Genomic DNA, 26262 nt, shown 5'->3' with positions numbered 1-26262 from the left:
CACATGGCGATTGAACAACAGGAGCACCATTCCGCTCCGAAACAGAAGAAGAAGTGGGCGATGCCTGACGCGTATATCATCATGCTGCTGATTATGCTGCTTGCGGCGATTGCAACCTACATCTTGCCATCGGGGGCATTTGAACGAGTGGAGCAGGGAGATATTACGGTAGTCGTTCCAGACAGCTTTCATAGTGTCGAGGGAGATCCAACTGGGATTATGGACTTCTTTCTATCGATTCAAAATGGCATGGTCGAGACAGCCGGCATCATATTTTTAGTTTTAATTATCGGGGGAACCTTTGCTGTTATTGAATCGACCGGGGCCATCAATGCTTCGATTATGAAGGCCGTGAATAAAACGAAAAATCGCGAACATTTACTCGTCCTGTTCGTGGGGGTGCTGCTTGCGATTGGCGGGTTGACCGGCGCGATCTCCAATGCTGTCATTGCGTTTATTCCAATCGGGATCGTCCTCGCGAAGGCGCTCGATTTAGATGCTATCGCTGGTGTGGCGATCATTAAATTAACGGCGTATGTCGGATTTAACACATCGTTTATGAGTCCATTTACCGTGCTGATTGCCCAGGACATCGCTGGACTTCCGTTGTACTCCGGCATTCTGTTCAGATGCATTATGACGGTGGTAATTTTCACCGTTACGATTGGTTATATTCTTTGGTATATTAAGCGTGTGAAAAATGATCCGGCGAAAAGTCTGATGGGGGCCAATCGTTTTCCAAAAGACGATGAACAAGTGAGGGAGGATGTGCACCAGAAATTTACCGGCACTCATAAATTGATTCTGTCCTTTGTCGTGTTAGCGATTGTATTTTACATCGTCGGTGCGCTGCAATTCGGCTGGTCTCTCAATCACATGGCTGCCATTTTTCTAATTATCACAGTGGGAACTGGGCTGATTGCTAAAATGTCGCCGAATTTTGTTGTCAAAGAATTCATGGGTGGCGCGAAGAATCTCGTTTATGGTGCGTTAATTATCGGACTAGCTAGAGCTATTGTGCTCGTCATGCAGAACGGAGAAATCCTCGATACAATCGTCCACTGGCTGGCCGTGGCGATGGAACCCTTCTCCTCCGTGTTCGGTGCGATTGCCATGTTTATCGGGAACTCGCTGTTCGCTTTGCTCGTATCATCTGGGAGCGGGAACGCCGTCGTGATGATGCCGATCCTGACACCATTAGCGGACCTGATGGAAGTCCCTCGCCAGGTGGCGGTGACAGCTTATCAATTGTCCGATGGCTTTATGAACAGTATTACGCCGGCGTCTGGTGTGCTGTTAGCTTGCCTGGCGATTGGCGGGGTGCCGTGGACGAAGTGGGTGCGGTTCATGCTGCCGTTAATCGTGATGTGGTATGTGTTGTCGATGGTGTTCTTGGCGATCGGGGTGCTGATTGGCTGGGGACCGAATTATTAAGTGAGAATAAGCCACCGTGTTTCTTTATGATGCGCGGTGGCTTTTTTTGCTCAATGATGCGTGTTTCTATCTGCCGGTTTTGGCGAGGGCGAGCGAAATTAGGGTTGAGGTGAGCGAAAAGAGGTACAACGGAGCGTAATACAAACATAGCGAGCGCATGTGCTCAAGCTGTGAGCGGAAAAGGTGTTAAAGAGAGCGAAAAGGAAGAAGTACTTGATACGCGTCGAAGGGGAATGGTTCCGAAACTTACAGGTCCTGTCACAATGATGATTCATCCCATTTTGCTTTTGAGATGAGGAGACTTAATTTTCTGATATCTGTTGTTCACTCCAGAGCAAAGTTTGTATATAATTGAACTAATAATAAACAAGGAGGCATTTCACATGCTCAACTTAATGAATCAAACCGTAAAAACATATAAGGGTGGAACACTTACTTAAATGTGAACGGTGAACCCCCTTATATGTGTATATCCAAATAACACAAAAGGGGTAACTCATGGATTTTCCAATTAAAAAATTTTTATCGTATTATAAACCGTATTTACCAGTATTTCTTTCCGTTTTGACCTGTGCTGTGATCATGTCTGCTGTGGCTTTAGCATTTCCGCTGCTCGTTCGGTATATTACAAAAGACGTTCTAGAAGGAGACTTGGCCACCGCGTTAAGTGAAGTGTATTGGATTGGCGGACTCATGCTTGTTTTGACAGTGATCCAGCACTTAGCGAACTACTTTGTGGACTACAAAGGTCATGAAATTGGAGCTCGTATGGAAAGTGATATGCGCAGTGAGCTATTTACGCACATGCAAAAGCTTTCCTTCCACTTTTACGACAAGGAAAAATCGGGTCAGCTCATGTCTCGAATTACAAACGATCTGTTATTGGTTTCCGAGCTCTATCATCATGGCCCGGAAGACTATATTAAATATCTCGTCCGCTTTATCGGAGCGTTTGTCATTTTGCTCTTTATTAACGCGCCATTAACGATTGCAGTGTTCTGCTTTTTACCATTAATATGCGTTTTTGTTTTATATTTTAATAAAATATTGAACAAAGCATTACTCCGAAATAAGGAACGGATCGGGGATGTAAACGCACAGGTTGAGGATAGTCTGGCTGGGATCCGCGTGGTTAAATCGTTCGCCAACGAGCACGTAGAGGTCACGAAGTTTAACCGTGAAAACGAACGATTCCTCGATAGCCGGAGACAAACGTATCGGGCAGAAGCGTATTTTAGCAATGGTCTTGAAACGTTTATCCAGCTGATTACGATCACGGTGGTTATCTTTTGCAGTGCCAGTATCGTCAATCACTCGTTAGATTTAGCAGATTTGATCACTTTTTTACTGTATATTGGGTTTATGATTGAGCCGATTCAACAATTGACTCATATGAGTACGCAATTTCAAGAAGGCATCACCGGTTTTCAGCGCTTTTATGAAATTATGAGACATAAGCCGAAGGTCGACAACAAACCAGATGCCGTCGATTTGAATGAAGTTCGCGGTGAAATTGAATTCGTAGACGTTGTCTTCCGTTACGAAGACCATTTGGAGAATGTTTTGGATGGTATATCCCTGCATGTCAAACCTGGTGAATATGTGGCGTTAATCGGTCCGTCCGGCGCGGGGAAAACTACATTATGTTCGCTTATTCCTCGCTTTTATGACGTGACAGATGGGGACGTGTTACTGGATGGAATCGACGTCCGGGATCTCTCCCTGCAATCACTGAGAAACAGCATTGGCATTGTGCAGCAAGATGTTTACCTCTTTACGGGAACAGTTATGGACAACATTCGCTACGGAAATCCGGAGGCGAGCGATGAAGCCATTATCGAGGCGGCCAAACATGCAAATGCTCACGAATTTATCATGGCTTACCGGACGGTTACAGCTCAGAGATCGGCCAGCGGGGTGTAAAGCTGTCCGGCGGTCAAAAGCAGCGGCTGAGTATCGCACGTGTATTCTTAAAGAATCCGCCAGTACTCATTTTTGATGAGGCTACGAGCGCGCTCGATAACGAGAGTGAGAGCATCGTAAAGGCCTCGATGGAAGAGTTGGCGAAAGGGCGTACGACGCTTGTGATTGCCCACCGTCTTTCCACGATTCGTAATGCAGGGCGGATTGTGGTTTTAACAGAGGGTGGTATCGCGGAACAAGGTACACATGAAGAGCTGCTTGAACGCGATGGTGCATATGCACATCTGTATTAGAAACAGTATGGATTACATCTGTAAAGTTTCAAACTCGAAAAACGGTTCTCTCTTGGAAAAGGAGAGAGCCGTTTTTATTATCTATGGAAGACACAAGGAACTCTTATCGTTATGAAGGTTGTTATGACGAGTTTTTTTAAGTATTATATGAAATCTTATGCTTCAAAGAATTTAGCGTTAAGTCACAATTTTTGATTCGTCTTATCCAATTAACAACTCACGCCTTCTTGATTAATATTTTCGTAAAATTTGAAATACATCTGAGATATTGTATAATATAAGAAAATTGAGAAAATTTTTGCGTAGAGCCATTGAGCTCGACAACTCGATTTAAGGAGGTCATGAATAGGGCTGGCTTCAAAACCAGTTAGACAAAAAAAGGGGGAAAAACAAAAATGAGAAAAAGTAATGGAAAGTTCTTGGGTCTTATCTTATTATCTGCTTGTCTGATGCTTGTACTTGCTGCCTGTGGAGGTGGCGGTGAATCAAGTGGTTCAGATGGTGAATTAAAGGACAAATATACCGTTGCAACGGATACTGGGTTTGTTCCGTTCGAATTTAAAAAAGACGGTGAATATACGGGTTTCGATATTGAACTCATTAATGCGATCGCAGATGAAGCCGGATTTGAAATAGAATTGGCACCAACAAACTTTGATGGTATTATCCCGGGATTACAAACGGGGAAATTTGATATTGCGATTGCCGGAATTGGGATTACCGAAGAGCGTGCGAAGAAGATTGATTATAGTGATCCATACTACGAATCAGGGCTGCGTATTGGGGTTCCGAAGGATAATACATCCATCAAAAACCTTGAGGATCTGGAAGGCAAAACTATCGCCACAAGACTCGGGTCAACTAGTGCAGCATTCATTAAAGAGAACATTAAAGATGCCACAGCAAATGAGTACCAGCAGATGAGTCAGGTGTACCTGGCCGTGGAAAATGGAAGCGCTGATGCTGTGCTGTATGATGCTCCAAACGTGGCTTATTACATCAAAACTGAAGGCAGCGATAAGCTGAAAATGGTCGGAGAATTGTATAAAGCCGAGCAATATGGAATTGCCATTTCTAAAGGGCAAGAAGATTTGGTAAAGGCTATCAATGATGCCTTGGCAACGCTGAAAGAAAATGGAACATACGATGAAATTTATAAAAAATGGTTTGGTGAAGCACCAAAAGAAGAATCATAAGAGCAGTAAAAGGGTGTAACCATCCAGTTGTTACACCCTTTACTTTTTATAGACAACAAGAGAGGTGAGAATATGCTGGATAGATTTAATTTTTCCGGTGTTGTTGAATTTTTACCACAATTAATGACCGGTCTTTACTATACGCTGCTAATCTCGGTAGTTGGTCTTTTGATAGGCTTTGTTCTCGGTGCTATTTTTGGACTGGGACGTATTTCAAGAATTAAAATTATTTATTGGATATCAAGTGTGTACATAGAGGTTCTGCGCGGAACCCCGGTTCTGGTTCAGGCCATTTGGATATTCTATGCGCTGCCGTTGATTATTTACTATAATTTCGATTCCGTTACAGCGGGTATTATAGTAATTGCTTTAAATTCAGGGGCCTATATCGCAGAAATCGTGCGTGGTGCCGTCGTATCTATTGAAAAAGGGCAAATGGAGGCTGGCCGTTCACTTGGCTTAAATCATCGACAGACGATGCGCCATATTATTTGGCCGCAGGCTTTTAAACGAATGATTCCGCCATTAGGCAACCAGTTCATTATCAGTATTAAGGATACATCCCTGTTATCCGTCATACTCGTGCCGGAACTGATTTTCCAAGGACGATTGATTGCTGCCAACCACTTTAATGCTGTTGAAATTTATACGACAGTTGCCGTGTTCTATCTGGCCATTACCTTAACATTGTCCTTCGTGTTAAGCATTGTTGAAAGGAGGCTGGATGTATAATGATTACCGTTGAAAATTTGCATAAAAGCTTCGGAAAGCTGGAGGTCCTAAAGGGCATTGATGCCAAAATTGAACAAAAAGAAGTGGTCTGTGTCATCGGCCCGAGTGGATCCGGAAAAAGTACTTTTCTAAGGTGTTTAAATTTGCTTGAAGAAATTACAAGCGGTGATGTTGTAGTTGACGGAGCAAGTTTAAATGATCCGAAGACAAATATAAATGAAGTTCGAAAAGAAGTGGGCATGGTTTTTCAGCAATTTAATCTGTTTCCGCATAAATCCGTCATTGAAAATGTGATGCTTGCCCCACAAAAAGCGCGCGGAATCAGTAAAGATGAAGCACAGGATCGTGCCCAGAAGTTACTGGAAAAGGTCGGTCTGAGTGAAAAAGCTGACATGTATCCCAATCAGTTATCAGGCGGACAGCAACAGCGTGTGGCTATTGCTCGTGCCCTTGCCATGGAGCCTAAGGTCATGTTGTTTGATGAACCAACCTCTGCGCTCGACCCAGAGCTTGTTGGGGAAGTGTTGGCGGTTATGAAACAGCTGGCCTATGAAGGGATGACGATGGTCGTCGTGACGCACGAAATGGGATTTGCCAAAGAAGTTGGGGATCGAGTCCTCTTTATGGATGAAGGAATTATCATGGAGGAAGGCAATCCGGAACAGATCTTTACGAATCCTGAATCGGAGCGGACAAAGGAATTTCTGAATAAAATATTGTAATGAGGTATGAGGCTACTGGTCTGCTATTTTGCAGGCCGGTAGTTTTTTTGTGTGAAGTTGTCAAAAGTCATGATGGGCGGAGCTGTCATGATTCCACTAAGCATCAGTGGGGGAGCGAAAATGGCGTGGAAGTGAGCGAAATAGTTATGATCGGAGCGAAAAATGAAGATAGCGAGCGCAATTGTTTAGGGTGGGAGCGGGAATGATGTTATTGTGAGCGTTATGCGCAATTCAACAAGTCTAGAGTTGTTAAACCAGGTGTAGCCGATCCAACAACCTCATCAAACAAGCAGCTAATCAACTGAGCGGTGATCATAAAACATTTTTCTTTTCCCTAGTTTCTTTATCAGTCCTTTTTCTTTAGCTCTTCTCCAACGTTTTATCGATATAAGATCTAGGGCTTCTCTTTCCCCTTTTGTTCTTGCTCGGGTTCGCTTTCGTCTTCCTTTTTTTGTTATCCACTAAAAGGTCATTTAACTTTTGTGTAAGTCAAGAAATTATTTCCAACGGGTCCACTGGTCGGAAATAGTTCCAGGCGGTATAGACAAAAAAATTATAAGAACAACCGGTCCAGCTCAACAGAAAAACCTTCAAGGACTTTTGAGTGAATAGCTCCACGAAAGGAATCTAACTGCTGATACTCCCTATTCTCATCTAGGTGGTAAACGAAAACGACATTCAGCATAGGATTAACAATCCAATATTCTGTAACCCCATACTGCATATATAAGTTCAGCTTGAACACGAGGTCATGAGATTGATTAGAAGGACTGAGAATTTCAATGATCAAATCAGGTACTCCAACATAGTTGTTGTCAGTAAAACCGCTTTTGTCACAGATAACGGAAAGGTCCGGGATGACAACGCTGTTTTCTACCATTCCCTCATTTTTTAAAACGATATCAAAAGGAGCATGGAACACTTCGCATTCTTTACCTTTAAGATAGTCAAATAAAGCTGCATGCAGTTGACTTGAAATTCGTTGATGTTTGGTCGACGGGGAGGGTGTCATGTAAATACAGCCATCCACGTATTCGAGTAGTTCTTCGGAGTTTTGTCTCATTTTATGATATTCCTCAAGTGTGACTGATTGTTTTTTCGGAATGCTCACAAAGAACCCTTCTTTCTTAAATTGGTTTTATTTTATTATATAGCACAGTACTGCCAACGACAATGTCAGAGTTTTAGTGAAGTAAGGGAAATAGCCTGATCATATATAGTAGTGAGTGTTTTTACTATGCAAGGGGGACCGATGGGTAAAGGCGTCTAGTTGTTGACATAGGGAAATGATGAGCGGAAAATGAAGCCATCATCTGTTAAAAGGAGTTCATTATGACTAAAAAACAGCCATGGAAGGTTATGGAATCAGAAAATGTTGAAGTCAGTAAATTTATCGTGAAAAAAGAACAAGTTCAGCTTTCCAATAAGGATGAGATGGAATTTTCCTATGTAAGTTTTCCGCACGGTGTTTGTGTGTTGGCCCTGACAGAGGATGGTCAGGTGATTGTGCTCAAACAATACCGTCATGCGGTAAGGCATTGGGAGTTAGAGCTGCCAGCGGGTGCGATTGATCACGATGATTCACCGCTTGCGACGGCTAAGCGTGAATTGCTGGAAGAAACGGGCTATCAAGCAGATCAATGGATTAACCTCGGCTTTGTTCACCCTTCTGCGGGATCCACTTCTGAAGCGATTCATCTTTTTGCAGCGAAGGGTGTTTGTAAGGCTGGGGAGCAGGAGCTTGAACCGAGTGAAGAGATTGAGATGCAGCTTGTTGGGATGGATGAGTTGTACGAGCTGATTGGCAGTGGTGACTTTAGACATGGGGCGGGGCTTGCTGCGGTTCTGCAGTATCAGTGTTTGGAAGATTGAATGTGACGGTAAAATAGGCGAAAAGGTAATCGAGCTATAGCTTGACTACTACATTTAACTTTTGTGAAAAACGTGGTATAATTAAGTCATAAACAGGATAAACATAAGAAAAGGAGATCACAGCTCCAACTGTGATCCCCTAGATAGTTGCTCTTGGTTAGGGCAAGGCTATTCGTAAAAATAGACACTCCCCGTTTTGTGAGACAGGGTGTCTATTTTTTTATGCGTATGATCGCCACTATCAAGGCAATCAATGTTACATTTAGGGTGCTAAAGGCTATAGCAACCATCAATGCTTCATAGACGCTCATGGCATCACCCCCTCATTATTTGACATGGGGATTAGCCGACACCCTATTCAATTCGAACAACTATCTAATTTCTATTATTACATAAATATGGTGTTAATACTTCCAAAATATTAAGAAATATCATCAAGGTATGGTTGAACTGATTGTAAGTGGTAAATCTCGTGATGAGGTCAGAAGTGGTTATGAGGTATCAGTTTTTGAGGGATAGATATATGGGGAAAAGCGAGATATGAGTTTGTTTCTACTTTGTGATACGAAACGTTAAGATTTGAATACACGTATTCCTTTCTGGTAAAAAATTCTATATACTTGATGTAACGAATTCGGAAAGAGGTTGTTTTACATGAAGGTGCTTGATGTTCCGGATCTCCAGAAGGGTGGAGAAGAAACGATACGTACGCTGGAAAACTTGAGGAACTCGGTTCAACAAGTTAAGGTCAGTATAAAGGCGATCATTGATTTGGAAGACTCACTTCGCGGGGAAGGCGGAGAGGCGATTCGGGCGTTTTACCAGGAAGCGCACCTGCCGTTTTTGAGCTATTTGGAGCAATTCCTTTCGCAATATGAAGAGGCAATTCGTAAAATGATGGCTTCCTTGAATGAACTCGAGCCGGATGCTGATGGTCTGATCCGGGAAGATTTCCTTGAACAGGAAGTGGAAGCGGGCTTACATAAAGCCAGTACCGTCACGACGGAGATCGTCCAAGAAGTCAACCAGGCCGTTAGCGGCGTCCAGGATATTGTGTCGCTGCCGTCTGTTGATGATAGTGCGTTTTTACAAGAGATTCAACAGGCAAGAAACAAGAAGGACGAGACGGTGGAGCGGCTGCATGAGTTTGATCAAACGCAGTCGACCCAGTTGGCGGAGTTGCAGCAAAGCTTATCGACCATGAATCAATACATAGAATCGATTTCGTCCCAGTTTGAGGCCGGCGATATGAGTATAGGAAGTTATCAGGCAGGTCAGCTTCAATCCAATGCGGATTGGGCATCTATCAATCTAGCAGTGAGTGCGAAGGCCGTCCCTCCAGGTGAAGTAGACGGTTTTATTTCGGAACAGAAGCGGCTGTCTCCTGTAACACTGGGGTATGAATTTACCTCAGGAGGGGTATGTACAAGGGAAGACATGATGGCGGCTTCTGCGCAGGAAGAGGATGTGGGTTGGTTTAAGAAGACGGCGTCCTTCGTGCTTGATTTTATTCCGGTTGTTGGGAATGTCAAGGCGGCTATTGAGACGAAGACTGGTGAGAATTTGATTACGGGTGTGGAGTATGAAGGCTGGGAGCGGGCGATCCTGGCTGCTTCTGTTGTTGGCGGGGGAGTTGTTAAGGTACTTGGGAAAGGTGTTAAGGGTGTTGCTAAGGTTAAAGGTAATCCTCTCTTGCCTACGGAAGGTAAAGTAGGGACATTTAAGGAACTCGTAAAACAAGGTACAGCATTTGATAATATTACGCCTCATCATATGCCTTCTGCTGCTAAGATGAAACAAGCAGGAGTAAAAAGGAACAATGGTGTTAGTATGAATATGGAACAGCCCCATCCAGGTGTAGGTGGAAGGCATAGAGAAACATATACTTATGGTTTAAGTGGTAATAAATTGGAAGATTATTTAAACCTAGGTTACCGTGATGCCTTTGCTCATGATATATTAGACGCAAGAAGGATATATATGAAGGATGGTGTCTACACACCTGAAATACGAGAGGGTCTTTTAAATACGATTAGAAAAAATAGAGAATTATATCCTGAGTTATTTAATAAATAAGTGGGGTGGAGTGTATGGATGTGAAATCAGAATTAAAGAAAGTGTACACAAATAGACTTTTACAATCACATAACGAAATATCTGAATTTGAAGAAGCGTTAAATAATCTTATTGATTTAGGAGATAAATCAGTTATCACAGAATTATGCATGGCATTTGACGATGATACTGAACAATATGAAATTATGTTCGGCTTAGTACATAGCATAGAGCACCTCTATAAAGAAAATATTGAAGAAGGATTACATTTAATAGCTTTAGCTATTCCACATGTTATTGATAGAGCGGAAGAATGGATGGAAATTTTGCATTACAGAATTTTAAATCACGAGCAAGTAAGGAGAAAATATGGTAGCGTTATATCTAAGTTAGATGGCAGGACAAAAGAGATGGTAATAAACTTATTAAGAAACATAAAGAGTGAAGACCCAAATACTTTTGGCAATCCTGTAGATGAAGTATTAAAGGCAATATAATTACGTATCTTATCCCTAGGTTACAAGAGAAGATGCAACCAATGTAATACACTATTCATTTAACTTTCAGACAAAAACATGGTATAATTAAGCCAGAAACAGGATACACATAAGAAAAGGAGGTCACAGCTGCTACTGTGCCCCCTTAGATAGTTGCTCTTTGACTAGGGCAAGGCTATTCATAAAAAATAGACATTCCCCGTTTTGTCACGCAGGGTGTCTATTTTTTTATGCGTATTATCGCCACTATTAAGGCAATCAATGTTACATTTAGGGTGCTAAAGGCTATAGCAACCATCAATGCTTCATAGACGCTCATGGCATCACCCCCTTTTTATCTGACATGGGGATTAGCCGACACCCTATTCAATTCGAACAACTATCTATTTTCTATTATTACATAAATATGGAGTTTATACTTCCAAAATATTAAGAAATTTCATCAAGGTATGGTTGAACTGATTATAACTGTTGGTTTCAGACATGACGGAGTCCGGGGAGATTTTCTCGAACAGGCAGTGGAGGCGGGATTACATAAAGCTAGTAACGTCACCAATATTTGATTCCGTCAATAAGTATGTGTTTTCTGGAAACTCTGATACTGCTTGGTATTGTTATGATTCAATGAGAACGTATTTGTACAACTTGATAAACCATCAGAAACTTTACTGCAGTCATTTGATGATTTCAGTTCCAACACAAGGGATCCTTTAATTGTAGTATGTCTGACTCACTTTTTTATATGACTTTCTTAGAAGAAGCTTCTGAGTCTTCTAATGGTTTATCTTCATTCAGTTTTCTAATTCCGAATCCTCCAGTGTACGGTGCGAGCACCCCATACAAAGTGGAAAAGACAAATCCGCCTAAGTTAAATATAGCCCATGGTAAAAATTCGAAGTTGCTTACACCTAGTGTTGTGGCCATAAACACACCGGAAACGGTCCAGGGCATTAAGACTTCGGTGATTGTTACGGAGTCTTCCATGCTTCTAGATAAGTTTACAGGGTGTAACGTATATCCTGGTTCCGATGCTTGGAAGCTTGAGAAAAGAAAATGGAGATTTGGCATTCTAATTTATTTGAAGAGTATCCATCAGGATGATTTTGAGAAACTATTAAACATGGTAGCAGAAGTTTATGCTTATATGGGGTATCCGGAAGACATAGAGAGTTTTATTAACAATCTATCTATCTCCTAAAGATGGATATGATCCAACGCTATACTCTCATGAAGAGAGTGTGGATAGGTTGATTAACCTTTTTAACAACTTTTTGCACCAAGAGAAGAGATACTTGGAGAATGCTATCACTTGAGGACATCTTATCTTGTGCGTTATTAAGTTATCAAAGAAATATGCAACAAGTGTAATACATTATCCATTTAACTTTCGGACAAAAACATGGTATAATTAAGCCAGAAACAGGATACACATAAGAAAAGGAGATCACAGCTCCCACTGTGATCCCCTAGATAGTTGCTCTAGATTAGGGCATGGCTATTGTTGAAAATAGACACTTCCCGTTTGGTTGAGAGGGTGTCTATTTTCTTTTGCGTGAAATCGCCACAACTAAGGCAATCAATGATACATTTAAGGAGCTAAAAGCTATAGCAACCATCAATGCTTCATAAACGCTCATGGCATCACCCCCTTTTTATCTGACATGGGGACTAGCCGACACCCTATTCAATTCAAACAACTATCTATTTTCTATTATTACATAACTATGCTGGTAATACTTCCATAATATTAGATATTTCAGAATAAATCGAGGTGCAGCTTTTTTATATAGTTGCTCTTTGATTACGGTCATACCATTCATCGAAAATAGGCACTCTCCGCTTGATAGCGGGAGGTGTCTATTTTTTGTGTGAAATGATCCCACCTATTAATCTAGAAAGCTATTTGCAATTCTAAGAAATTTGTCGTATTCTTGTGGTCTGTGAACTTTGTAGGTATAATGAAGGATAGTAGATTTACAAATAATGGAGTGAGACTATAATTATGAAACGTTCAGATATACACAAAAAGAAGAGAAAGAGGGGCAAGTGGTGGAAGATACCGCTTCTCCTGATTGCTTTATTGATTGTAGGCGGGGGAGGTTACCTGTACACGATTTATGCGGGAGCGAAAAGCACGGTTGATGATGAGATGCATCAGAAGGTGACTGCTATTGATCATGAAGCGGCCAAGGAAAAAATTTCGCAGCAGGAACCTTTAAATATTTTGCTGATGGGTGTCGACGAGCGTAAGGGTGACTCAGGAAGATCGGATGCTCTAATGGTGCTTTCGTTAGACCCGGCCAATAATCGCAGTCAGCTGATCAGTATTCCGCGTGATACGAGAACGAAGCTTGTGGGTGACGATCCTATGTCTGGAACGATGGACAAAATCAATCACGCGTATGCGTTTGGCGGTAAGGACATGACGATCAGTACGGTTGAGAATTTTTTAGATATTGAACTTGATTATTATGTGCAGATGAACATGCAGGGACTTTCTGAAATGGTCGATGCGGTTGGAGGAATTACCGTTAACAATCAACTAGATTGGTATGATAAAGGCTATTATAAAAAAGGCTATCATTATGAAAAAGGTCAAATTACGCTGAATGGCCCGCAAACGATGGGGTATGTGCGGATGAGATATCAGGATCCAAAAGGTGATGCTGGGCGAAACGAACGCCAGCGTCAAGTGATCCAAGCGATTATTGATAAGGGTGCCAGCATTAGTTCGGTGAGTCGGATTGGGGATATTATGGATGTTCTTGGCAACAATGTCACAACGAATATGAATTTCAGTGTTATGAAAGACATTATGCTGAACTATCGCAGTGCTCAGCAAAACATGAAGACGTATCAGATGACAGGGAATGGAACAAGAATTAATGGGACGTACTATCTGCAAGTTTCAGATCAGGAAGTCCAGAAGGTTCATAATATGATTAAGGAATACAGCTCGTAAACTTAAAATGCTGTCTCTTCGCGTTTAGCGGAGAGACAGCATTTTTCTATTTCTGGCAATTACCCTTTTGTTAACGCGATGAGCAGGATGACTATGATCCAAAATGGGGCGCACAGCAATAGTGCGTTTCTGAATCCTTTTGCAAACATGACCGACACCTCACTCGTTGATGTTTTTACCATTGTTGCTGAATGTATGGGTCTGTATACGAGGGGGTCGTAAATGATTTGGTCTATAAAAGGTCTTTTACGAAGAAAAGGTAAAATGTGACCAGTAGGATAACCAACTGTATTTTGCAAATTTGCAGTACATAGAATTGCAAAGCGCGATACACAACTTTGCAAGATAAAATACATAACCAGAATTGATTTGACACGGAGCCTCTGCGAGCAAGATTATAGAGCCAAGAAGCCAGGTCCCTCTAAGGGTCTGGCTCTGCCGAAGGAGGCTATCATGCTCGCATCTCCACGTTAAATAACATGAAAATGGTTCTGCATTTTTTCTTTGTAATTCTATGTAGTCTCAAATGCGCAACTCTGTATTCTTATTTTGCAAAATACACCAACTTTAAATATATGTTTTTAAAGGGCGTTTCCGTACTTTAATTACACAACAAAAATATACTGTATCATATAGAAAACTTTCAAAAAAAGAATAAAATTTACAAGGAATTTTCTAAAGACGTAGCGAAATGTAATAATGTCAGAAAAATTATAATATTATAATTTATAATCAATATAGAACTAGAAGGAGAAGAATATGAAGATTAATAAGAGCTTATCGATACCTTTATACCAACAAGTAAAGAAATACTTAGAAGAGAAAATCAGCTTGAAGGAATGGGAGGCTGGACATCGATTACCAACTGAAAAGGAATTAGCTTCTCAGTTCAGTGTGAGCACAATTACGATAAAAAGAGCCATTCATGATTTAGTAGACGAGGGATTTCTATATCGACAGAGTGGCAAAGGAACATTTGTGACTGATAAAAAGGAACAAAATATTTCTAGGTTGGTTTCATTACGAAATGAAGCCTGGGAAGATCATAACCATCCGCATCGCACATTAAGTTTCAACAAGGAAAAAGCCAGCAAAAAAATCAGTAAGTTATTAGGAGTTAGTGAAAAGCAAGAGGTTTATAAAATTAATAGAATTAAGCTTCAAGAAGATAAACCAGTTGCCATTGAATATTCTTTTATACCGACGTCATTAGTTCCGGATCTAAATTCCAGCGATATAGAGAATGAACTCCTATATAATTTGTTTGAAGAAAGGTACCACGTAAAGTTAGAAAGAGCTAAAGTATATTTTAATACCATTTTAGCTGATGAATATGAAGCGAATTTGCTGCAAGTACCGTTAGGAGAGCAATTATTTGTACTCGAACGTTATACTCTTACCGAGGCAAAAGATGTGATCGAGTACTCAAGATTTATTTTAAAACAAGACCAGTCGAGATATTTTCTTGAGGTACCTCTTTAATTTCATAAAAAATATAAGATTATAATATTATATTTTTAGGAGGGCTGTTATGTATATTAAGGATCATCCAATTTTAAAAAAGGATAACAACCACGAAGTTACTTTTTTCTATAATGGAACAACTCTTAAAGCTAAGCATGGACAAACGATTGCTGGAGCATTGATGGCTAATGGTATTAAGAAATTCGGTATAACTCGTAAGCTGCAGCAATCAAGAGGTCTGTATTGTGCAAATGGCAGGTGTTGTAGTTGTTTTGTAACTGTTAATGGCTTGGAACATGTGCTTAGTTGTATGACCCTAATAGAGGATGGAATGGAAGTAAATCCTAATAGTGGAGATCCTGATGTAAGGAGGGGAGAGTATGGAAACTGATGTCTTAATTATCGGAGCTGGCCCCGCGGGTTTAAATTCAGCTTACGAAATTGCTTCGAATGGTGTCCAGACAGTCATTGTTGACGAATCTTTCTTCCCGGGAGGCCAGCTGAAACAACAAACACAGTACTTCAATAATCTTCCTAGGCAGTTTGAGGCCCAGAGAGGAATAACTCTAGCAGAAACATTGGCCAATCGCCTTCATTCCTTACCTGTCACTATGCTCCATAAACATACTATGATCGGAGTTTATAAAGACGGAAGTATTGGGGTATCCAACGGGGAAAGCACGTTCCCGATAAAAGCTAAGAAAGTGATTGTAACAACAGGAGCAGCTGAAGAGACTTGTTTATTTCCAGGGTGGACTTTACCGGGAGTCATGACTGTGGGAGCAGCACAAATATTAATGAACCGGGAAAGGGTATTACCCGGGAAGAATGCAATCATCTTAGGGTGTAACTCTTTCTCACAAGAAGTCGCACAACAGTTAAAGGATTGCGGTGTTAATATTCTAGGAATCATTGAAAAAAATACTTCTTTGGGTCGTGAAAGTAGAGAAAGGCTGCATTCAGACATTCCCCTACTATTAAATAGCTACATCACGAGAGCGATGGGGAGGGGAGAAGTAGAAAAGGTTTTTATCAATCATAATGGTAGCGAACAGGAATGGAGAGCCGATCTGATTTGTATTGGAAATGGGTTGTCTCCCATATTAGAACCGTTTGAAATACTTGATTGTTCATTTACAAATAAGGAAAAGCTAGGGGGATTGCTGCCAGGGTATGACAGTAACTTCAAAACAGAAAACTCTTCCGTATATGTCGCTGGTAATGCTGCTGGGATAACTTGTATGGGTGGTGTTTTATTAACGGCTGAAATTGCAGCCGCGGATGTACTACGACATCTAGGCGTGTTAAATAGGGAAGATGCAGCAAGACAAACCACCTACTTATGGAAGGAACTTTTGCGCATCGAAACTCAGACTGATAGTGAAGTGTTCTATGCTAGAGTTGCTTCTATACAAGAATTTCATGAGAAAAACAACATACCATTACCTACTTCATTTCATGCAATCTTGGAGGAATGTTAAATGGATAAATCCACAATTGTCTGTCGGTGTGAAGAAATTAACATTGATGAAATAGAGACTGCTATTAAGATGGGTGCTTCTACTTTTGATGACATTAAAAGACTCACTCGATGTGGGATGGGACCTTGTCAATCTAAGGTTTGTATGAATCTTGTCCGGGAGTTGTTAAGTGAAAACTTAGGGAAGCCTTTAAAGGAAATCCCTCCTTCCAGGATGCGTATGCCACTAAAAATCACTCGATTAGGATCTTTAGTTGGGAAGGAATCCTCTAACAATGTCCTTTCTGTATTTAGTGAATCGTCTTTAGAAGAAGGTGAGCAGCAAAATGAATAAACATTATGACATTGTCATTATCGGCTCTGGGGTAATTGGCAGCAGCATTGCGTACCATCTATCTGAAAGGAAAGAAAAGGATATATTGGTAGTGGATAAAGGATTCCCGTTGTCGGGGACGTCTGGTTCTACACAGGCATGGGTGTGGGTTCATAATAAAACTCCGTCTTGGTATGGAGAGTTAAGTATGTACAGTGCAGAATTATATCCCTTCTTAGGAAAGAAAATTGGTGATGTGGAATACAAAAGGACTGGGGGAATCGCACCGTTTTTTAATGAGTCAGAACGGGAGAAGGCTTTAAAGCTCGCTGAAGCTCAGGCGGAAGTAGGTATAAAGGTTGAGGTGTTAAATAGAGAGCAAGTACTTGAAAAAGAACCTGCTCTATCTCCATCCATTGCAGGCGCGACCTATAGTGATATCGACGGTAATGTAAATCCTTTTAGACTAGTAGAACTTTATATTAAAGCTGCACAAAAAAATCATGTACAGTTTGCATTTTATAACCCTGTTCTAGATATCAAGAAAGAAAAAGGTCTCTTTAAGATTTTTACAAAAAAAGAGGAACCGGTCACTGCTGAAAAGGTAATTATAGCTGGAGGGCCATGGACAAAAGAAATTGGTGAAATGCTGGGGGTACACATTCCTGTAAAACAGGTGCGAGGGCAGATCATAGTTACAGAACCGCTTGCTCCTTTCCTTACACATACGATCGGTGGTATGCGTCAAGCAGAAAATGGAGAAGTATTGATTGGCTATTCTAAAGAAGAAGTAGGATATGATCGCCGGACGACATTGGATGTGATTCAAGAGACTGCCAGTATGGCTGAAAATTATGTTCCAGCTCTAGCTAGAGCTAATGTAGTCAGAAGTTTTGCGGGTATAAGGGTCATCCCAGAAGATGGTTTTCCTATTGTAGGCACTATACCTGGCGTGCACAATGCCTTCATTGCTACGATGCACAGCGGCATTACACTGTCTCCCTTAATTGGAACCCTTATGTCTGAGTTATTAATGGAGGGGGAGACTTCCATTGATCTTGGACGTTTAAGTCTACGACGCTTTATGAAGGCATCCGAAAAAGTATAAATGATCCAGAAATGAAAGGGGGTGGCTAAGGTGGTGTAAGCGCAGTGGTTGTCGATGCCTATCCTGAGTTCAGGGACACTTCCAGAATAACACAACCAGATAACTAAAATGATTTGGAGGGGAATAATGAATCCTACATTAGTGCTTGTGTTAAGTTCTGCTGTTGTTTTGTCCGGGGCTGCTCTGTTTTCTTTCTGGATTGGAAGAAAAGACAAAAGTAGTGAAAATTGGATTGTAGGTGGACGCTCATTACCTATGTATGTAGTGGCTGGAAGTCAGTTTGCTACTGGGATGGGAGGTGGAGTGTTAGTAGCCCACATAGGGATAGGATATAGTGCAGGGTGGTCTGCTATAACCTATAACTTTTTATATTCGATAGGGATTATTATTCTGGTATTACTTGCCGATTGGCTAAAAAAACAAAATTTCTCTACTATGCCGGAAATCTTCAAGAAGTTGTATGGGGAAAATAAATTACTGATGAGTGCTGTTACTTTTATGGCAATCGTAGTGCCTTTTGGTTGGTTATGTACCCAGTTGGTTGCATTCGGTAATCTATTTTCGAGTATATCGGGTATACCCTTCACTTTATTAGTGTTTATTTTTGCAGCAATTAGTCTCTTATTTGTTTTACCAGGTGGAATGACTTCTGTTGCATGGACCGACTTCATATTTGGATGTATGATGCTTATTATGTCAATTGTAAGTGGTTTCTACATTTTGAATTTAGCAGGGGGCTGGTCGGAAATATCAAGTGCTGTCCCTCAATCTATGATTGGATTCCCAGAAGGTTTGGGTGCTGTAGGAATGACAACCATTCTATTTTGGATTTTAGCTATTTTCCCTGGGGCACTGACTAATCAGATGTCGTACCAGCGCATATATGCTTCCAAAAGTCCGAAAGTAGCAAAGAAAGCCTTTCTCATAGCCGCAATCGTAGGTGTTATTGCTGGTATATGGGCTTCTTTCATGGGAATTACCATTTTCTCAATGAATCCCTCCTTAGAGAATTCAGAAATGGCATCAGGATGGTTCCTCACTCAAATCCCAATTTGGTTTATGGCCATTTATTCAGCTTTCATCATCGCAACCATCATGTCTACAGTTAGTAGTGCCGTTCAATCGGTCGTAGTAAATATTACAAAAGATATTTATCAATCGTACATTAATCCGGAAGTGAGTGACCATAAACTTCTGCGAATGTCGAGAATTATGGCAGTTGTGGTCATTGTATTATCAGTTCTTTTAGCATTGTATTACCCTCAGGCTCTAGGATGGCTTGTTGCAACATATGCCTATTCTGCCTCTGGGTTACTTGTACCTATTTTTGGTGGGTTTATTTTAAGGAATACCAAAATTTTGACTGATAAGGGAGCTATAGGAAGTATAGCAACAGGTGTGATTAGTGCTGCAATTGCACAATTGATCGGTACTCAGATACCTTACGTAGCATTTGGAATAGTAGGTTCATTGGTTGGCTTTATTGTATGTAATTATCTCTTTAAAAAAGAAAATACCCATTATAAAAATAAGCAAGATGAGACTCAATTAGGATGAATTTACTGAATACTCAATTATAATTGACCGTTTATAATCGAAAGGGTGTTTATATGGATGCAGATGTAGCCGTGATTGGCGTAGGAACAATGGGGAGCATGGCGACATGGCAGCTTGCTAAGAGGGGAATATCTGTTTTAGGATTTGAAAAGTACGGAATCGGAAACGATAGGTCCGCTGTAGGAGGGGAATCCCGTTTATTCAGAACAGCCTATATGGAAGGAAAGGAATATGTACCTTTATTACAAGAATCTAAACGTTTATGGCAAGAACTAGAGAAGGAAACAGGTGAAAGTCTACTAACATTAAATGGCGGCCTGATGATCGGCGATCCAGATACTCAAGTTATGAAAAACGTGCAACATAGCATAGAATCCTTTGATTTAGACCATGAGATTTTACAAGAGAAAGAAGCTCATAGACGATTTCCGCAACATCGGTTGTTTGCTAGAGATATTATGATTCTGGATAAAAACGCTGGATTTCTACGTCCTGAGTTAGCGGTTACAACAGCTGCTACCCAAGCGGAAGAACTGGGGGCATCTATCCTGCGTTATACAGAAGTAAAAGATATCAAGCCTGACCGTTCGGGAGTTACTATTTCAACCGATAAAAGAAGATATCGAGTAGGAAAAGTTTTAGTTACCACTGGACCATGGTCAGGTGCTTTTTTACCGGAATTAAGCCGACAATTCAAAGCACGACGTTTGGTATTAACATGGTTTTCTGCAAAGGACATCACTAAGTTTTATCCGAAGAATTTCCCAATCTTTGCTCGTATGCGAAAGGACTTTAGATTGACAGGAGCTCCAACTCTGGACGGTACTATGGTTAAAGCATCTAATACAAAAAATCCTGATTTAATAGAAGATACAGGACAAATAAATCGAGACGTTAAAGTTGAAGAACTAAGAGAAGTGGGAGAAGCAGTTAAGGAGTTAATTCCTGAACTTATTCCTGACCCTGTACGAGCTAGTGTTTACATGGATGCCTATACCCCGGATGATCATTCAGTCGTTGGATTCCTACCGGGAATGGACGAAAATGTAATGATAGCAAGCGGTTTTTCAGGTCACGGATTTAAAATGGCCCCGATAATAGGAAGAATTGCTGCGGATCTTTTAGAAGATGGGAATACGTCATATGATATTGAACACATGGATCCCAAACGTTATGTAGAAAACTTAGCTTGAGAATATCTTTTTAGGAAATTCCTTTGTGGATAACCTGGAATGTGTTTAAAGCCAAACAAGGTGGCTATTTCTGCAAGAGATTTTTTCTTCCATGATTCGCTCTAAACTGCCACACCCTATACGGGTATGGCAGTTTAATTGCTTTTCTAACAAGAATTGCAGAGTCCGATTAATGATCTCCTTAGATTCAACTGTAAAAATCCATAAATAAATAATATTTATGTTTAGCCATCTTTTTGATGAATGTTCCATTTCCAATGTTGTTGGTTTCCTGACATAATTAGATACTGGCAACTGTGCAAAGATACCTTATAACAAAGTCATCTACTGAGGAGGTATAATTCATAGGTTCTTCATCCAAATTATGATAAAGGAGGATGAACTATATGCCGAAGGATTCAGAGAACACTCATTCCGAACCAACTCCCCACCGCGACGGTCAAAGAGATCGGATCATTAATGATGATCGTGGAAAACAAATAGGGGTCGCTGCCGATCAGGAGAAGCCTATCGAATTGGTAGCTGATGAGAAGATGAGGGAGTTTAAGCGGAATATGGAAAAACAATAAGGGAGCGTCATTCACGAACAGCTCTTAATATACCTATGGGAAAAGCGCCTGGGCTTCATTGCTCAGGTGTTTTTTTGACATAATACTCCTATAAGTTATGATAATTTCCCGGGAAATATTTATTCCAACATCTTTCGACGAATCCTTTGACGAAAGAAGGTGCGCATTGATTTTGAAGAGAATGTGAGGGAGTTCGAGCGGAATATGGAGATACAATAAGGGGGGCATTCACGAACAACCCTTATTATTTCTACGGGGAAATCGCCTGAGCTTCATTGATCAGGCGATTGTTTTGTTTCTGAGAATATCTAAATGAAAGTGTGGATTTTATCCAGGCAATCCTGAACGACATGAGGTGGTGCTTGGTCTTTGATAGTTAGTTTTCTTGTTCTCCAGTCTAAACTTTTTAACTGATCCGTTAAAATCACGCCTGATATACCTAAACCGTCTGGAATCTCTACTTCAAACGGATAGCCCTTTTTCTTGCTAGTGATCGGACAGACTACTGCAAATGACGTAACTTTATTAAATGCTTGCGGAGATAATACAATGGCAGGTCGTTTTACCGCTTGTTCATTCCCTGATTGGGGATTGAAGTTGATATATACTAATTCGCCACGTTCCGGAACTTCCGCCATTAAATCAGCTCATCTCCCTCAGGATGACCAAAGTCAACTTCCTTGTGCTGATTATCTGGGGTGACTTGGGATAGCAAGGTATCTAATGTAGGTTTCTGCTTGACTGGCTCTAAACGAATACCATTATCATCAACGGTTAATGTCATTTCTGATCCATGTACTATCCCTATGCGTTGTGCTGCCTTTTGAGGGATCCTTACACCTAAGCTACCGCCCCATTGTTGAACTTTAGCCATATAAGACACCTCTTTCCTTTGGTTTGTACTCATTATACCATCCCCTTTTGCTATTATATATATTAATATATATCTATACCCGCAATTTGAAAAAAGATACATTTTTTTCTCTGAAATCAATAGTTGAGCAGTCTCATTAATCTTAGGTACGCCAGCTAAAAACTTTTATACTAATACGGGACGCACATAACAAGTGCAACTCATTTTTATGTTTGTACCATTGTTGCTGAATGTATGGGGCTGCATACGTTAGTTGAGTTAAATAGAAGGGGGATTTCGATTTGGAGGTATGTTTTTGGCGGGGTGATGCATTTATTCTGCCATCAAGACGGAGATACTTCCTTTCGCAGCAAGGATTCGGCCCTTCAAGCCAGTGATTCTCCCCTACGAGGCAAGATTCGGCCCTTCGAGGCGAGGGTTCGACCCTTCAAGTCGAAGATTCTACCCTTCAACTAAATGATTCTCCCCTAAAAAGTCCACGGTCGCTTTATGCGCTTAAAGTACCTCTTCAGGACAAATTAAAAAGTACCCCTCATTCAGTATACATTTCCATTAAATCCTTTTATTTCCTCCTGAACTAGTTTATTAGCATTAATTTTATGGAGAGATATGTTACGTTTTGCAGAATATTGTTACAATATTGAAACCAATCCAACTTAAAACTATGGTTCTATAGTTTTAGTTAGTAGAGAATGAGGAGAGAGGAGTGAGGGTTTTATTACTGTTGTGAGGAAAAGTAGTTTTACGTTGTTGGTGGCTTGTCTAAGTTTTATGATGTTGTTCACTTTTTTGACCCCGAAGGTTGCTGCTGAGGAAGGGACTACATATCGGGTGGAAGCCACCAATCTGAATGTGAGAAGTGGGCCGGGTCTTGAGTCGTCGGTCATTGGTTCGCTGGATGATCAGGCTCTGGTTACGGTTTACGAGCATCGATATGGCTGGGCTCGTATTAATTATGATGGTCAAGTCGGCTGGGTTGCCGGATACTATTTGGTTGAGACGGACTCCAATTCTTCTCAAGGCGGACAAGTTTCCGTTAGTGTGGATGCGGCTCACCTACGGACTGGTCCGGGAACGGGTCACGACAGTCTTGGACTCGTTTATCGCGGGGATACTTTTACAGTTATCGAAAAGTCCAACGACTGGGTTCAAGTGCAGGTTTCGGGAGGCAGCGGCTGGATCGCAGGTTGGCTTCTTACGAGCGGCTCATCATCTGAGCCGCCGAGTTCATCCTCGTTAGAAGGTATAAACGTGGTGCTCGATGCAGGACACGGCGGGTATGATCCTGGTGCTATAGGATATTACGACGGCCACGAGAAGAACATGACCTTACCGACAGCTCAGGTCGTTTCGGAGCAACTGGAGCAGGCAGGCGCGACGGTAATCATGACGAGGTCGAGTGACCGTTATTTATCCCTTGAGGAGCGCGTGTCCATCAGCAATGATTACAACACACACGCTTTCATTAGTTTGCATTATAACTCTAGTATTTACTCAAGTGCCCGCGGCATTAGCACCTATTATTATTCAGATGCAGACAAAGGGCTTGCTGATCAAATTCAAGATCAGTTAGTTGCTCATACGGGTCTGCAGAATGATGGTGTGAGGTTTGGAGACTTTCATGTGCTGAGGGAAAACAGTGATACATCGGTTCTTGTTGAACTTGGTTTTATCTCGAATCCGATCGAGGTGGAAAAGCTGAAGACGGCAAGCTATAAGGCTAATGTAGCTGAAGCCATTACTCAAGGTCTTATGGATTATTTTTAAAAAATCGAAACACCTTCAAGCGTTATCATGACGTTTGAAGGTGTTTTTTGGATAGGGAAGGAAAGTCATTGAATTCAAGTACTTGTCTTCTTATGGATCACCCACATCAGCGAACGCACACATATCAGAAACGTAAATACAGTAATTAAAGTAAAGTACCACTTCCATTGATGGTATTCGATAAGATCTGTGTATCCTTCTAAAAAGAATTCAATAATGGTCAAAACACTACTATAGAATCCTGCTTGCCAAATAAATCCGAAAATACCCGATTGATAAGAGGTTTGATAATAATACGTACATACTATGGGTAATAACAGAAACTCAAAAAGAACGCTGGAATGAAAGGGTGGTTTAAGAAAAGTTACTGGATAAGAAATGAGGTGGTGTGCAACTACAAGAGCTCCTATGAAGCTTCCGAAGTATGCTGAAATAAAATAAATTAACAACCAATCCTTCTGCGGTGGTCTTCTTAGAGCTAGTATAAAGAGTCCTATTCCAATAAAGAGAAAAACACGCAGCATTATAATTTCCATAGTAATGTCTCCTCATCAACATGTGTGGAAGTCCAAGGTACATCAAACGAATAAATGAGAATGACGATAATAATCACTGAAGCTATATAAGCAAGAGACGGTCGCTTATAATGAAGTATCAGCATAGGGAACATAACAATCACAAATAAGAATGACCATCCCAATGACCAGCCATTATCATAATAAATAGCTCTTGTTAAATGACCGATCCATTCGGTGCCCACGTATAGTAAGACCCATTTTCCAACATGAATAATTTGCTTACTCAGCGTATCCGGGTAATTGGATAGAAACAGGATAACTGTGCAGGGAAAGACAATAAACGTATATAATAATGCTACTCCTGTGTGGGGGAGTCCGAAATGTGATTGTACCGTCCATAGTGGGTAGTTATGTGTAAAATAAAAATATAATAAATCCATTGCGGGCATGTAAATCATTGTCGCGTGGAATTCACGAAACCGGCTCCAATCAGCCCAGCGCCAAGCTGCTGCTACAGCCCAAATCGTTATGAAAATGTGCATGTGACCCCGCCTTGGTTAAAATCTGTTTTAAAGTTAGATTATCCAATTGTTGGGGAGGTATGTATGGTTTTTAAGTTTATCATGCTTCGGAATCTGTGGTATATGCAAGATTGCTGCCAGGTTCTTCGCCAAAATGCGAGGTAGCGAGCGTAAATTGCTTGGAAGTGAGCGAAATGGATGGGATGGGGAGCGATCAGAACGAAAAGCGATCGTATTTTTGGATTTGTGAGCGAAAATAGGCTTAATAGGAGCGCTACACATTCATTTCAATAAATACAGCAGAGGGGCATCATTCAATAGGTGCCCCTCTACATGCTCTTATTCCTCTACTGGAACAAAATAGTGATTTTTACGGTAAGCCACCGCTTCCATGGTAGCAATTAACACATTATCACTCTCGATTTTGACTTTATACCAGGCCATTTTATGATTCTTCTTCTCCTCAATAGCCGTTGCGCGGAGTTGTGCTCCTTTTTCTCCAGCAGCCATATAGTTCATAGTAGTAGATATGCCTACAGCCGTTTTTCCGTAAGAGTTGGAGGCTGCTGCAAAAACATAATCTGCAATTGCAAAAGTTATAGCTCCATGAACGGTTCCGTGTGCGTTTAGCATGTGGTCTTCTATATCTAGTTTGGCTGAAGCCGTTCCTTCGCCGATGTCTACTAATTTAATGCCGAGAAATTGAGCGTAAGGCTCGTTCTCCATGGTTGCAATGATTTCGGTTTTATAGCGATGGTGCAGATCGCTTTCGTTGATGACAGATTTCAAGATAGTTCCTCCCTTGCTAGTGAGCTTACTGGTGTGCGGTGAGTTGTCTGCTAATGTATTCTTTTAACAAAATGGCTTGTTTGACGTGGCCTTCTCCAATTTGCCGCTGGCCATTTTTTACGCTGACGTGAGTCCATATTGATTTCGGACGAATTTCAGTTACGGTCGCGGTCACCTCGATGGGCTCGCCCTCACCGGAAGGGGCTAAATGCTTGACCTGGACGGAAGCTCCCATTCCTTCTTCTTCAGGAGTTAGATAGGGAAGGATGAGTTTCCTTGAGGCCCATTCCATGTGATAGACCATCGTGACAGTAGAATAGGCGGGGTGGACGATTTCTCCACCAAATTGTGCAAACATGTCAGGGGTTACTTTTGCTTTTATGACCGCCTTATCTCCGACCTGAAGCCCTGTCTTCATGTCTC

At 41.2% G+C, this 26262-nt stretch carries 29 protein-coding genes and 1 pseudogene; 20 read left to right on the top strand and 10 right to left on the bottom strand.

Going from position 1 to position 26262, the window contains the following annotated elements; all coding sequences use genetic code 11:
• Positions 1-3: 3 nt before the first annotated feature.
• From B5354_RS09465 to B5354_RS09445, 5 genes and pseudogenes are all read left to right on the top strand, one after another.
• Complete coding sequence (locus tag B5354_RS09465; protein WP_079528145.1) at positions 4-1434, top strand: YfcC family protein; 1431 nt, start codon at positions 4-6, stop codon at positions 1432-1434.
• A gap of 498 nt (positions 1435-1932) precedes the next feature.
• Positions 1933-3650 (top strand): annotated as a pseudogene (locus tag B5354_RS09460) (ABC transporter ATP-binding protein).
• 395 nt (positions 3651-4045) lie between these two features.
• Positions 4046-4846 (top strand): glutamine ABC transporter substrate-binding protein, encoded by an 801-nt coding sequence (locus B5354_RS09455; protein WP_079528143.1) that lies wholly within the window; start codon positions 4046-4048, stop codon positions 4844-4846.
• Positions 4847-4918: 72 nt separating this feature from the next.
• Entirely contained in the window at positions 4919-5578 is a 660-nt protein-coding gene (locus B5354_RS09450) for an amino acid ABC transporter permease (protein ID WP_079528141.1), read from the top strand.
• On the top strand, positions 5578-6300 hold the full coding sequence (locus B5354_RS09445; protein ID WP_079528139.1) for an amino acid ABC transporter ATP-binding protein: 723 nt from the start codon (positions 5578-5580) through the stop codon (positions 6298-6300). The genes B5354_RS09450 and B5354_RS09445 overlap by 1 nt, the downstream gene beginning before the upstream one ends.
• A 553-nt stretch (positions 6301-6853) precedes the next feature.
• On the opposite strand, the gene B5354_RS09440 is transcribed toward B5354_RS09445, so the two are convergent.
• A complete protein-coding gene (locus B5354_RS09440; RefSeq protein ID WP_079528137.1) occupies positions 6854-7411 on the bottom strand; it encodes a Uma2 family endonuclease in 558 nt (185 codons plus the stop codon).
• Positions 7412-7632: 221 nt separating this feature from the next.
• Here B5354_RS09440 and B5354_RS09435 point away from each other — a divergent pair, with 221 nt between their 5' ends.
• Complete coding sequence (locus B5354_RS09435) at positions 7633-8172, top strand: NUDIX hydrolase (RefSeq protein WP_079528135.1); 540 nt, start codon at positions 7633-7635, stop codon at positions 8170-8172.
• A gap of 212 nt (positions 8173-8384) precedes the next feature.
• Here the strand turns inward: B5354_RS09435 and B5354_RS20730 are convergent, their stop codons facing one another.
• Complete coding sequence (locus tag B5354_RS20730) at positions 8385-8483, bottom strand: putative holin-like toxin (protein WP_245804749.1); 99 nt, start codon at positions 8481-8483, stop codon at positions 8385-8387.
• A gap of 343 nt (positions 8484-8826) precedes the next feature.
• Between B5354_RS20730 and B5354_RS20235 the strand changes: the two genes are divergently transcribed.
• Together B5354_RS20235 and B5354_RS09425 are read left to right on the top strand one after the other, a co-directional pair.
• Positions 8827-10248, top strand: a complete 1422-nt coding sequence (locus B5354_RS20235) for a ribonuclease YeeF family protein (protein ID WP_139377096.1) — start codon at positions 8827-8829, stop codon at positions 10246-10248.
• A gap of 14 nt (positions 10249-10262) precedes the next feature.
• Entirely contained in the window at positions 10263-10724 is a 462-nt protein-coding gene (locus tag B5354_RS09425; RefSeq protein ID WP_079528133.1) for an Imm30 family immunity protein, read from the top strand.
• Between the two features lie 220 nt (positions 10725-10944).
• Here the strand turns inward: B5354_RS09425 and B5354_RS21075 are convergent, their stop codons facing one another.
• Positions 10945-11043, bottom strand: a complete 99-nt coding sequence (locus tag B5354_RS21075) for a putative holin-like toxin (RefSeq protein WP_245804749.1) — start codon at positions 11041-11043, stop codon at positions 10945-10947.
• Between the two features lie 402 nt (positions 11044-11445).
• Here B5354_RS21075 and B5354_RS20895 point away from each other — a divergent pair, with 402 nt between their 5' ends.
• Both B5354_RS20895 and B5354_RS21070 read left to right on the top strand, forming a co-directional pair.
• Complete coding sequence (locus tag B5354_RS20895; protein WP_281252728.1) at positions 11446-11922, top strand: DUF2247 family protein; 477 nt, start codon at positions 11446-11448, stop codon at positions 11920-11922.
• Positions 11906-12037 carry a DUF2247 family protein gene (locus B5354_RS21070; protein WP_425432125.1) on the top strand — a complete coding sequence of 44 codons (132 nt, stop codon included), beginning with the start codon at positions 11906-11908 and terminating at the stop codon, positions 12035-12037. Before B5354_RS20895 ends, B5354_RS21070 begins: the two co-directional genes overlap by 17 nt.
• A gap of 225 nt (positions 12038-12262) precedes the next feature.
• Here B5354_RS21070 and B5354_RS20725 read toward each other — a convergent pair whose 3' ends face one another.
• Complete coding sequence (locus B5354_RS20725; RefSeq protein ID WP_245804748.1) at positions 12263-12361, bottom strand: putative holin-like toxin; 99 nt, start codon at positions 12359-12361, stop codon at positions 12263-12265.
• A gap of 365 nt (positions 12362-12726) precedes the next feature.
• Between B5354_RS20725 and B5354_RS09415 the strand changes: the two genes are divergently transcribed.
• The 9 genes from B5354_RS09415 to B5354_RS09375 all read left to right on the top strand — a co-directional run bounded on the left by B5354_RS09415 (position 12727) and on the right by B5354_RS09375 (position 21370).
• Positions 12727-13686: an LCP family glycopolymer transferase gene (locus B5354_RS09415; protein WP_079528132.1), complete on the top strand. Its 960-nt coding sequence runs from the start codon at positions 12727-12729 to the stop codon at positions 13684-13686.
• 759 nt (positions 13687-14445) lie between these two features.
• A complete protein-coding gene (locus B5354_RS09410) occupies positions 14446-15168 on the top strand; it encodes a GntR family transcriptional regulator (RefSeq protein WP_079528130.1) in 723 nt (240 codons plus the stop codon).
• A 49-nt stretch (positions 15169-15217) separates the two neighbouring features.
• A complete protein-coding gene (locus B5354_RS09405; RefSeq protein WP_079528128.1) occupies positions 15218-15541 on the top strand; it encodes a (2Fe-2S)-binding protein in 324 nt (107 codons plus the stop codon).
• Positions 15531-16631 carry an NAD(P)/FAD-dependent oxidoreductase gene (locus tag B5354_RS09400; RefSeq protein ID WP_079528126.1) on the top strand — a complete coding sequence of 367 codons (1101 nt, stop codon included), beginning with the start codon at positions 15531-15533 and terminating at the stop codon, positions 16629-16631. Before B5354_RS09405 ends, B5354_RS09400 begins: the two co-directional genes overlap by 11 nt.
• The gene (locus B5354_RS09395) at positions 16632-16964 is read left to right on the top strand and encodes a (2Fe-2S)-binding protein (protein ID WP_079528124.1); all 333 of its coding nucleotides are present in this window, start codon (positions 16632-16634) and stop codon (positions 16962-16964) included. It abuts the gene before it with no gap.
• Positions 16957-18051: an NAD(P)/FAD-dependent oxidoreductase gene (locus tag B5354_RS09390; protein ID WP_079528122.1), complete on the top strand. Its 1095-nt coding sequence runs from the start codon at positions 16957-16959 to the stop codon at positions 18049-18051. Before B5354_RS09395 ends, B5354_RS09390 begins: the two co-directional genes overlap by 8 nt.
• 126 nt (positions 18052-18177) lie before the next feature.
• Complete coding sequence (locus B5354_RS09385) at positions 18178-19608, top strand: sodium:solute symporter family protein (RefSeq protein ID WP_079528120.1); 1431 nt, start codon at positions 18178-18180, stop codon at positions 19606-19608.
• A gap of 53 nt (positions 19609-19661) precedes the next feature.
• Positions 19662-20801 carry an N-methyl-L-tryptophan oxidase gene (gene solA, locus B5354_RS09380; RefSeq protein WP_079528119.1) on the top strand — a complete coding sequence of 380 codons (1140 nt, stop codon included), beginning with the start codon at positions 19662-19664 and terminating at the stop codon, positions 20799-20801.
• Between the two features lie 386 nt (positions 20802-21187).
• A complete protein-coding gene (locus tag B5354_RS09375) occupies positions 21188-21370 on the top strand; it encodes a hypothetical protein (RefSeq protein WP_079528117.1) in 183 nt (60 codons plus the stop codon).
• 308 nt (positions 21371-21678) lie between these two features.
• Here B5354_RS09375 and B5354_RS09370 read toward each other — a convergent pair whose 3' ends face one another.
• Together B5354_RS09370 and B5354_RS09365 are read right to left on the bottom strand one after the other, a co-directional pair.
• Positions 21679-22008, bottom strand: a complete 330-nt coding sequence (locus tag B5354_RS09370) for a type II toxin-antitoxin system PemK/MazF family toxin (protein ID WP_079528115.1) — start codon at positions 22006-22008, stop codon at positions 21679-21681.
• The gene (locus B5354_RS09365) at positions 22008-22277 is read right to left on the bottom strand and encodes an AbrB/MazE/SpoVT family DNA-binding domain-containing protein (protein WP_079528114.1); all 270 of its coding nucleotides are present in this window, start codon (positions 22275-22277) and stop codon (positions 22008-22010) included. The genes B5354_RS09370 and B5354_RS09365 overlap by 1 nt, the downstream gene beginning before the upstream one ends.
• Before the next feature lie 693 nt (positions 22278-22970).
• On the opposite strand from B5354_RS09365, the gene B5354_RS09360 reads away from it, so the two are divergent.
• Complete coding sequence (locus tag B5354_RS09360; protein ID WP_139377094.1) at positions 22971-24011, top strand: N-acetylmuramoyl-L-alanine amidase family protein; 1041 nt, start codon at positions 22971-22973, stop codon at positions 24009-24011.
• A gap of 74 nt (positions 24012-24085) precedes the next feature.
• Here B5354_RS09360 and B5354_RS09355 read toward each other — a convergent pair whose 3' ends face one another.
• The 4 genes from B5354_RS09355 to B5354_RS09340 all read right to left on the bottom strand — a co-directional run bounded on the left by B5354_RS09355 (position 24086) and on the right by B5354_RS09340 (position 26257).
• Positions 24086-24547 (bottom strand): CBO0543 family protein, encoded by a 462-nt coding sequence (locus B5354_RS09355; RefSeq protein WP_079528110.1) that lies wholly within the window; start codon positions 24545-24547, stop codon positions 24086-24088.
• Positions 24535-25071 (bottom strand): CBO0543 family protein, encoded by a 537-nt coding sequence (locus tag B5354_RS09350; protein ID WP_079528109.1) that lies wholly within the window; start codon positions 25069-25071, stop codon positions 24535-24537. The genes B5354_RS09355 and B5354_RS09350 overlap by 13 nt, the downstream gene beginning before the upstream one ends.
• Before the next feature lie 318 nt (positions 25072-25389).
• On the bottom strand, positions 25390-25839 hold the full coding sequence (locus tag B5354_RS09345; protein ID WP_245804747.1) for a PaaI family thioesterase: 450 nt from the start codon (positions 25837-25839) through the stop codon (positions 25390-25392).
• A gap of 25 nt (positions 25840-25864) precedes the next feature.
• A complete protein-coding gene (locus tag B5354_RS09340; protein WP_079528107.1) occupies positions 25865-26257 on the bottom strand; it encodes a thioesterase family protein in 393 nt (130 codons plus the stop codon).
• Between the last annotated feature and the right edge of the window lie 5 nt (positions 26258-26262).

Source organism: Halobacillus hunanensis (assembly GCF_900166655.1).
GTDB lineage: Bacteria > Bacillota > Bacilli > Bacillales > Halobacillaceae > Halobacillus_A > Halobacillus_A hunanensis.
This window is presented reverse-complemented; position numbering and strand designations above follow the sequence as displayed.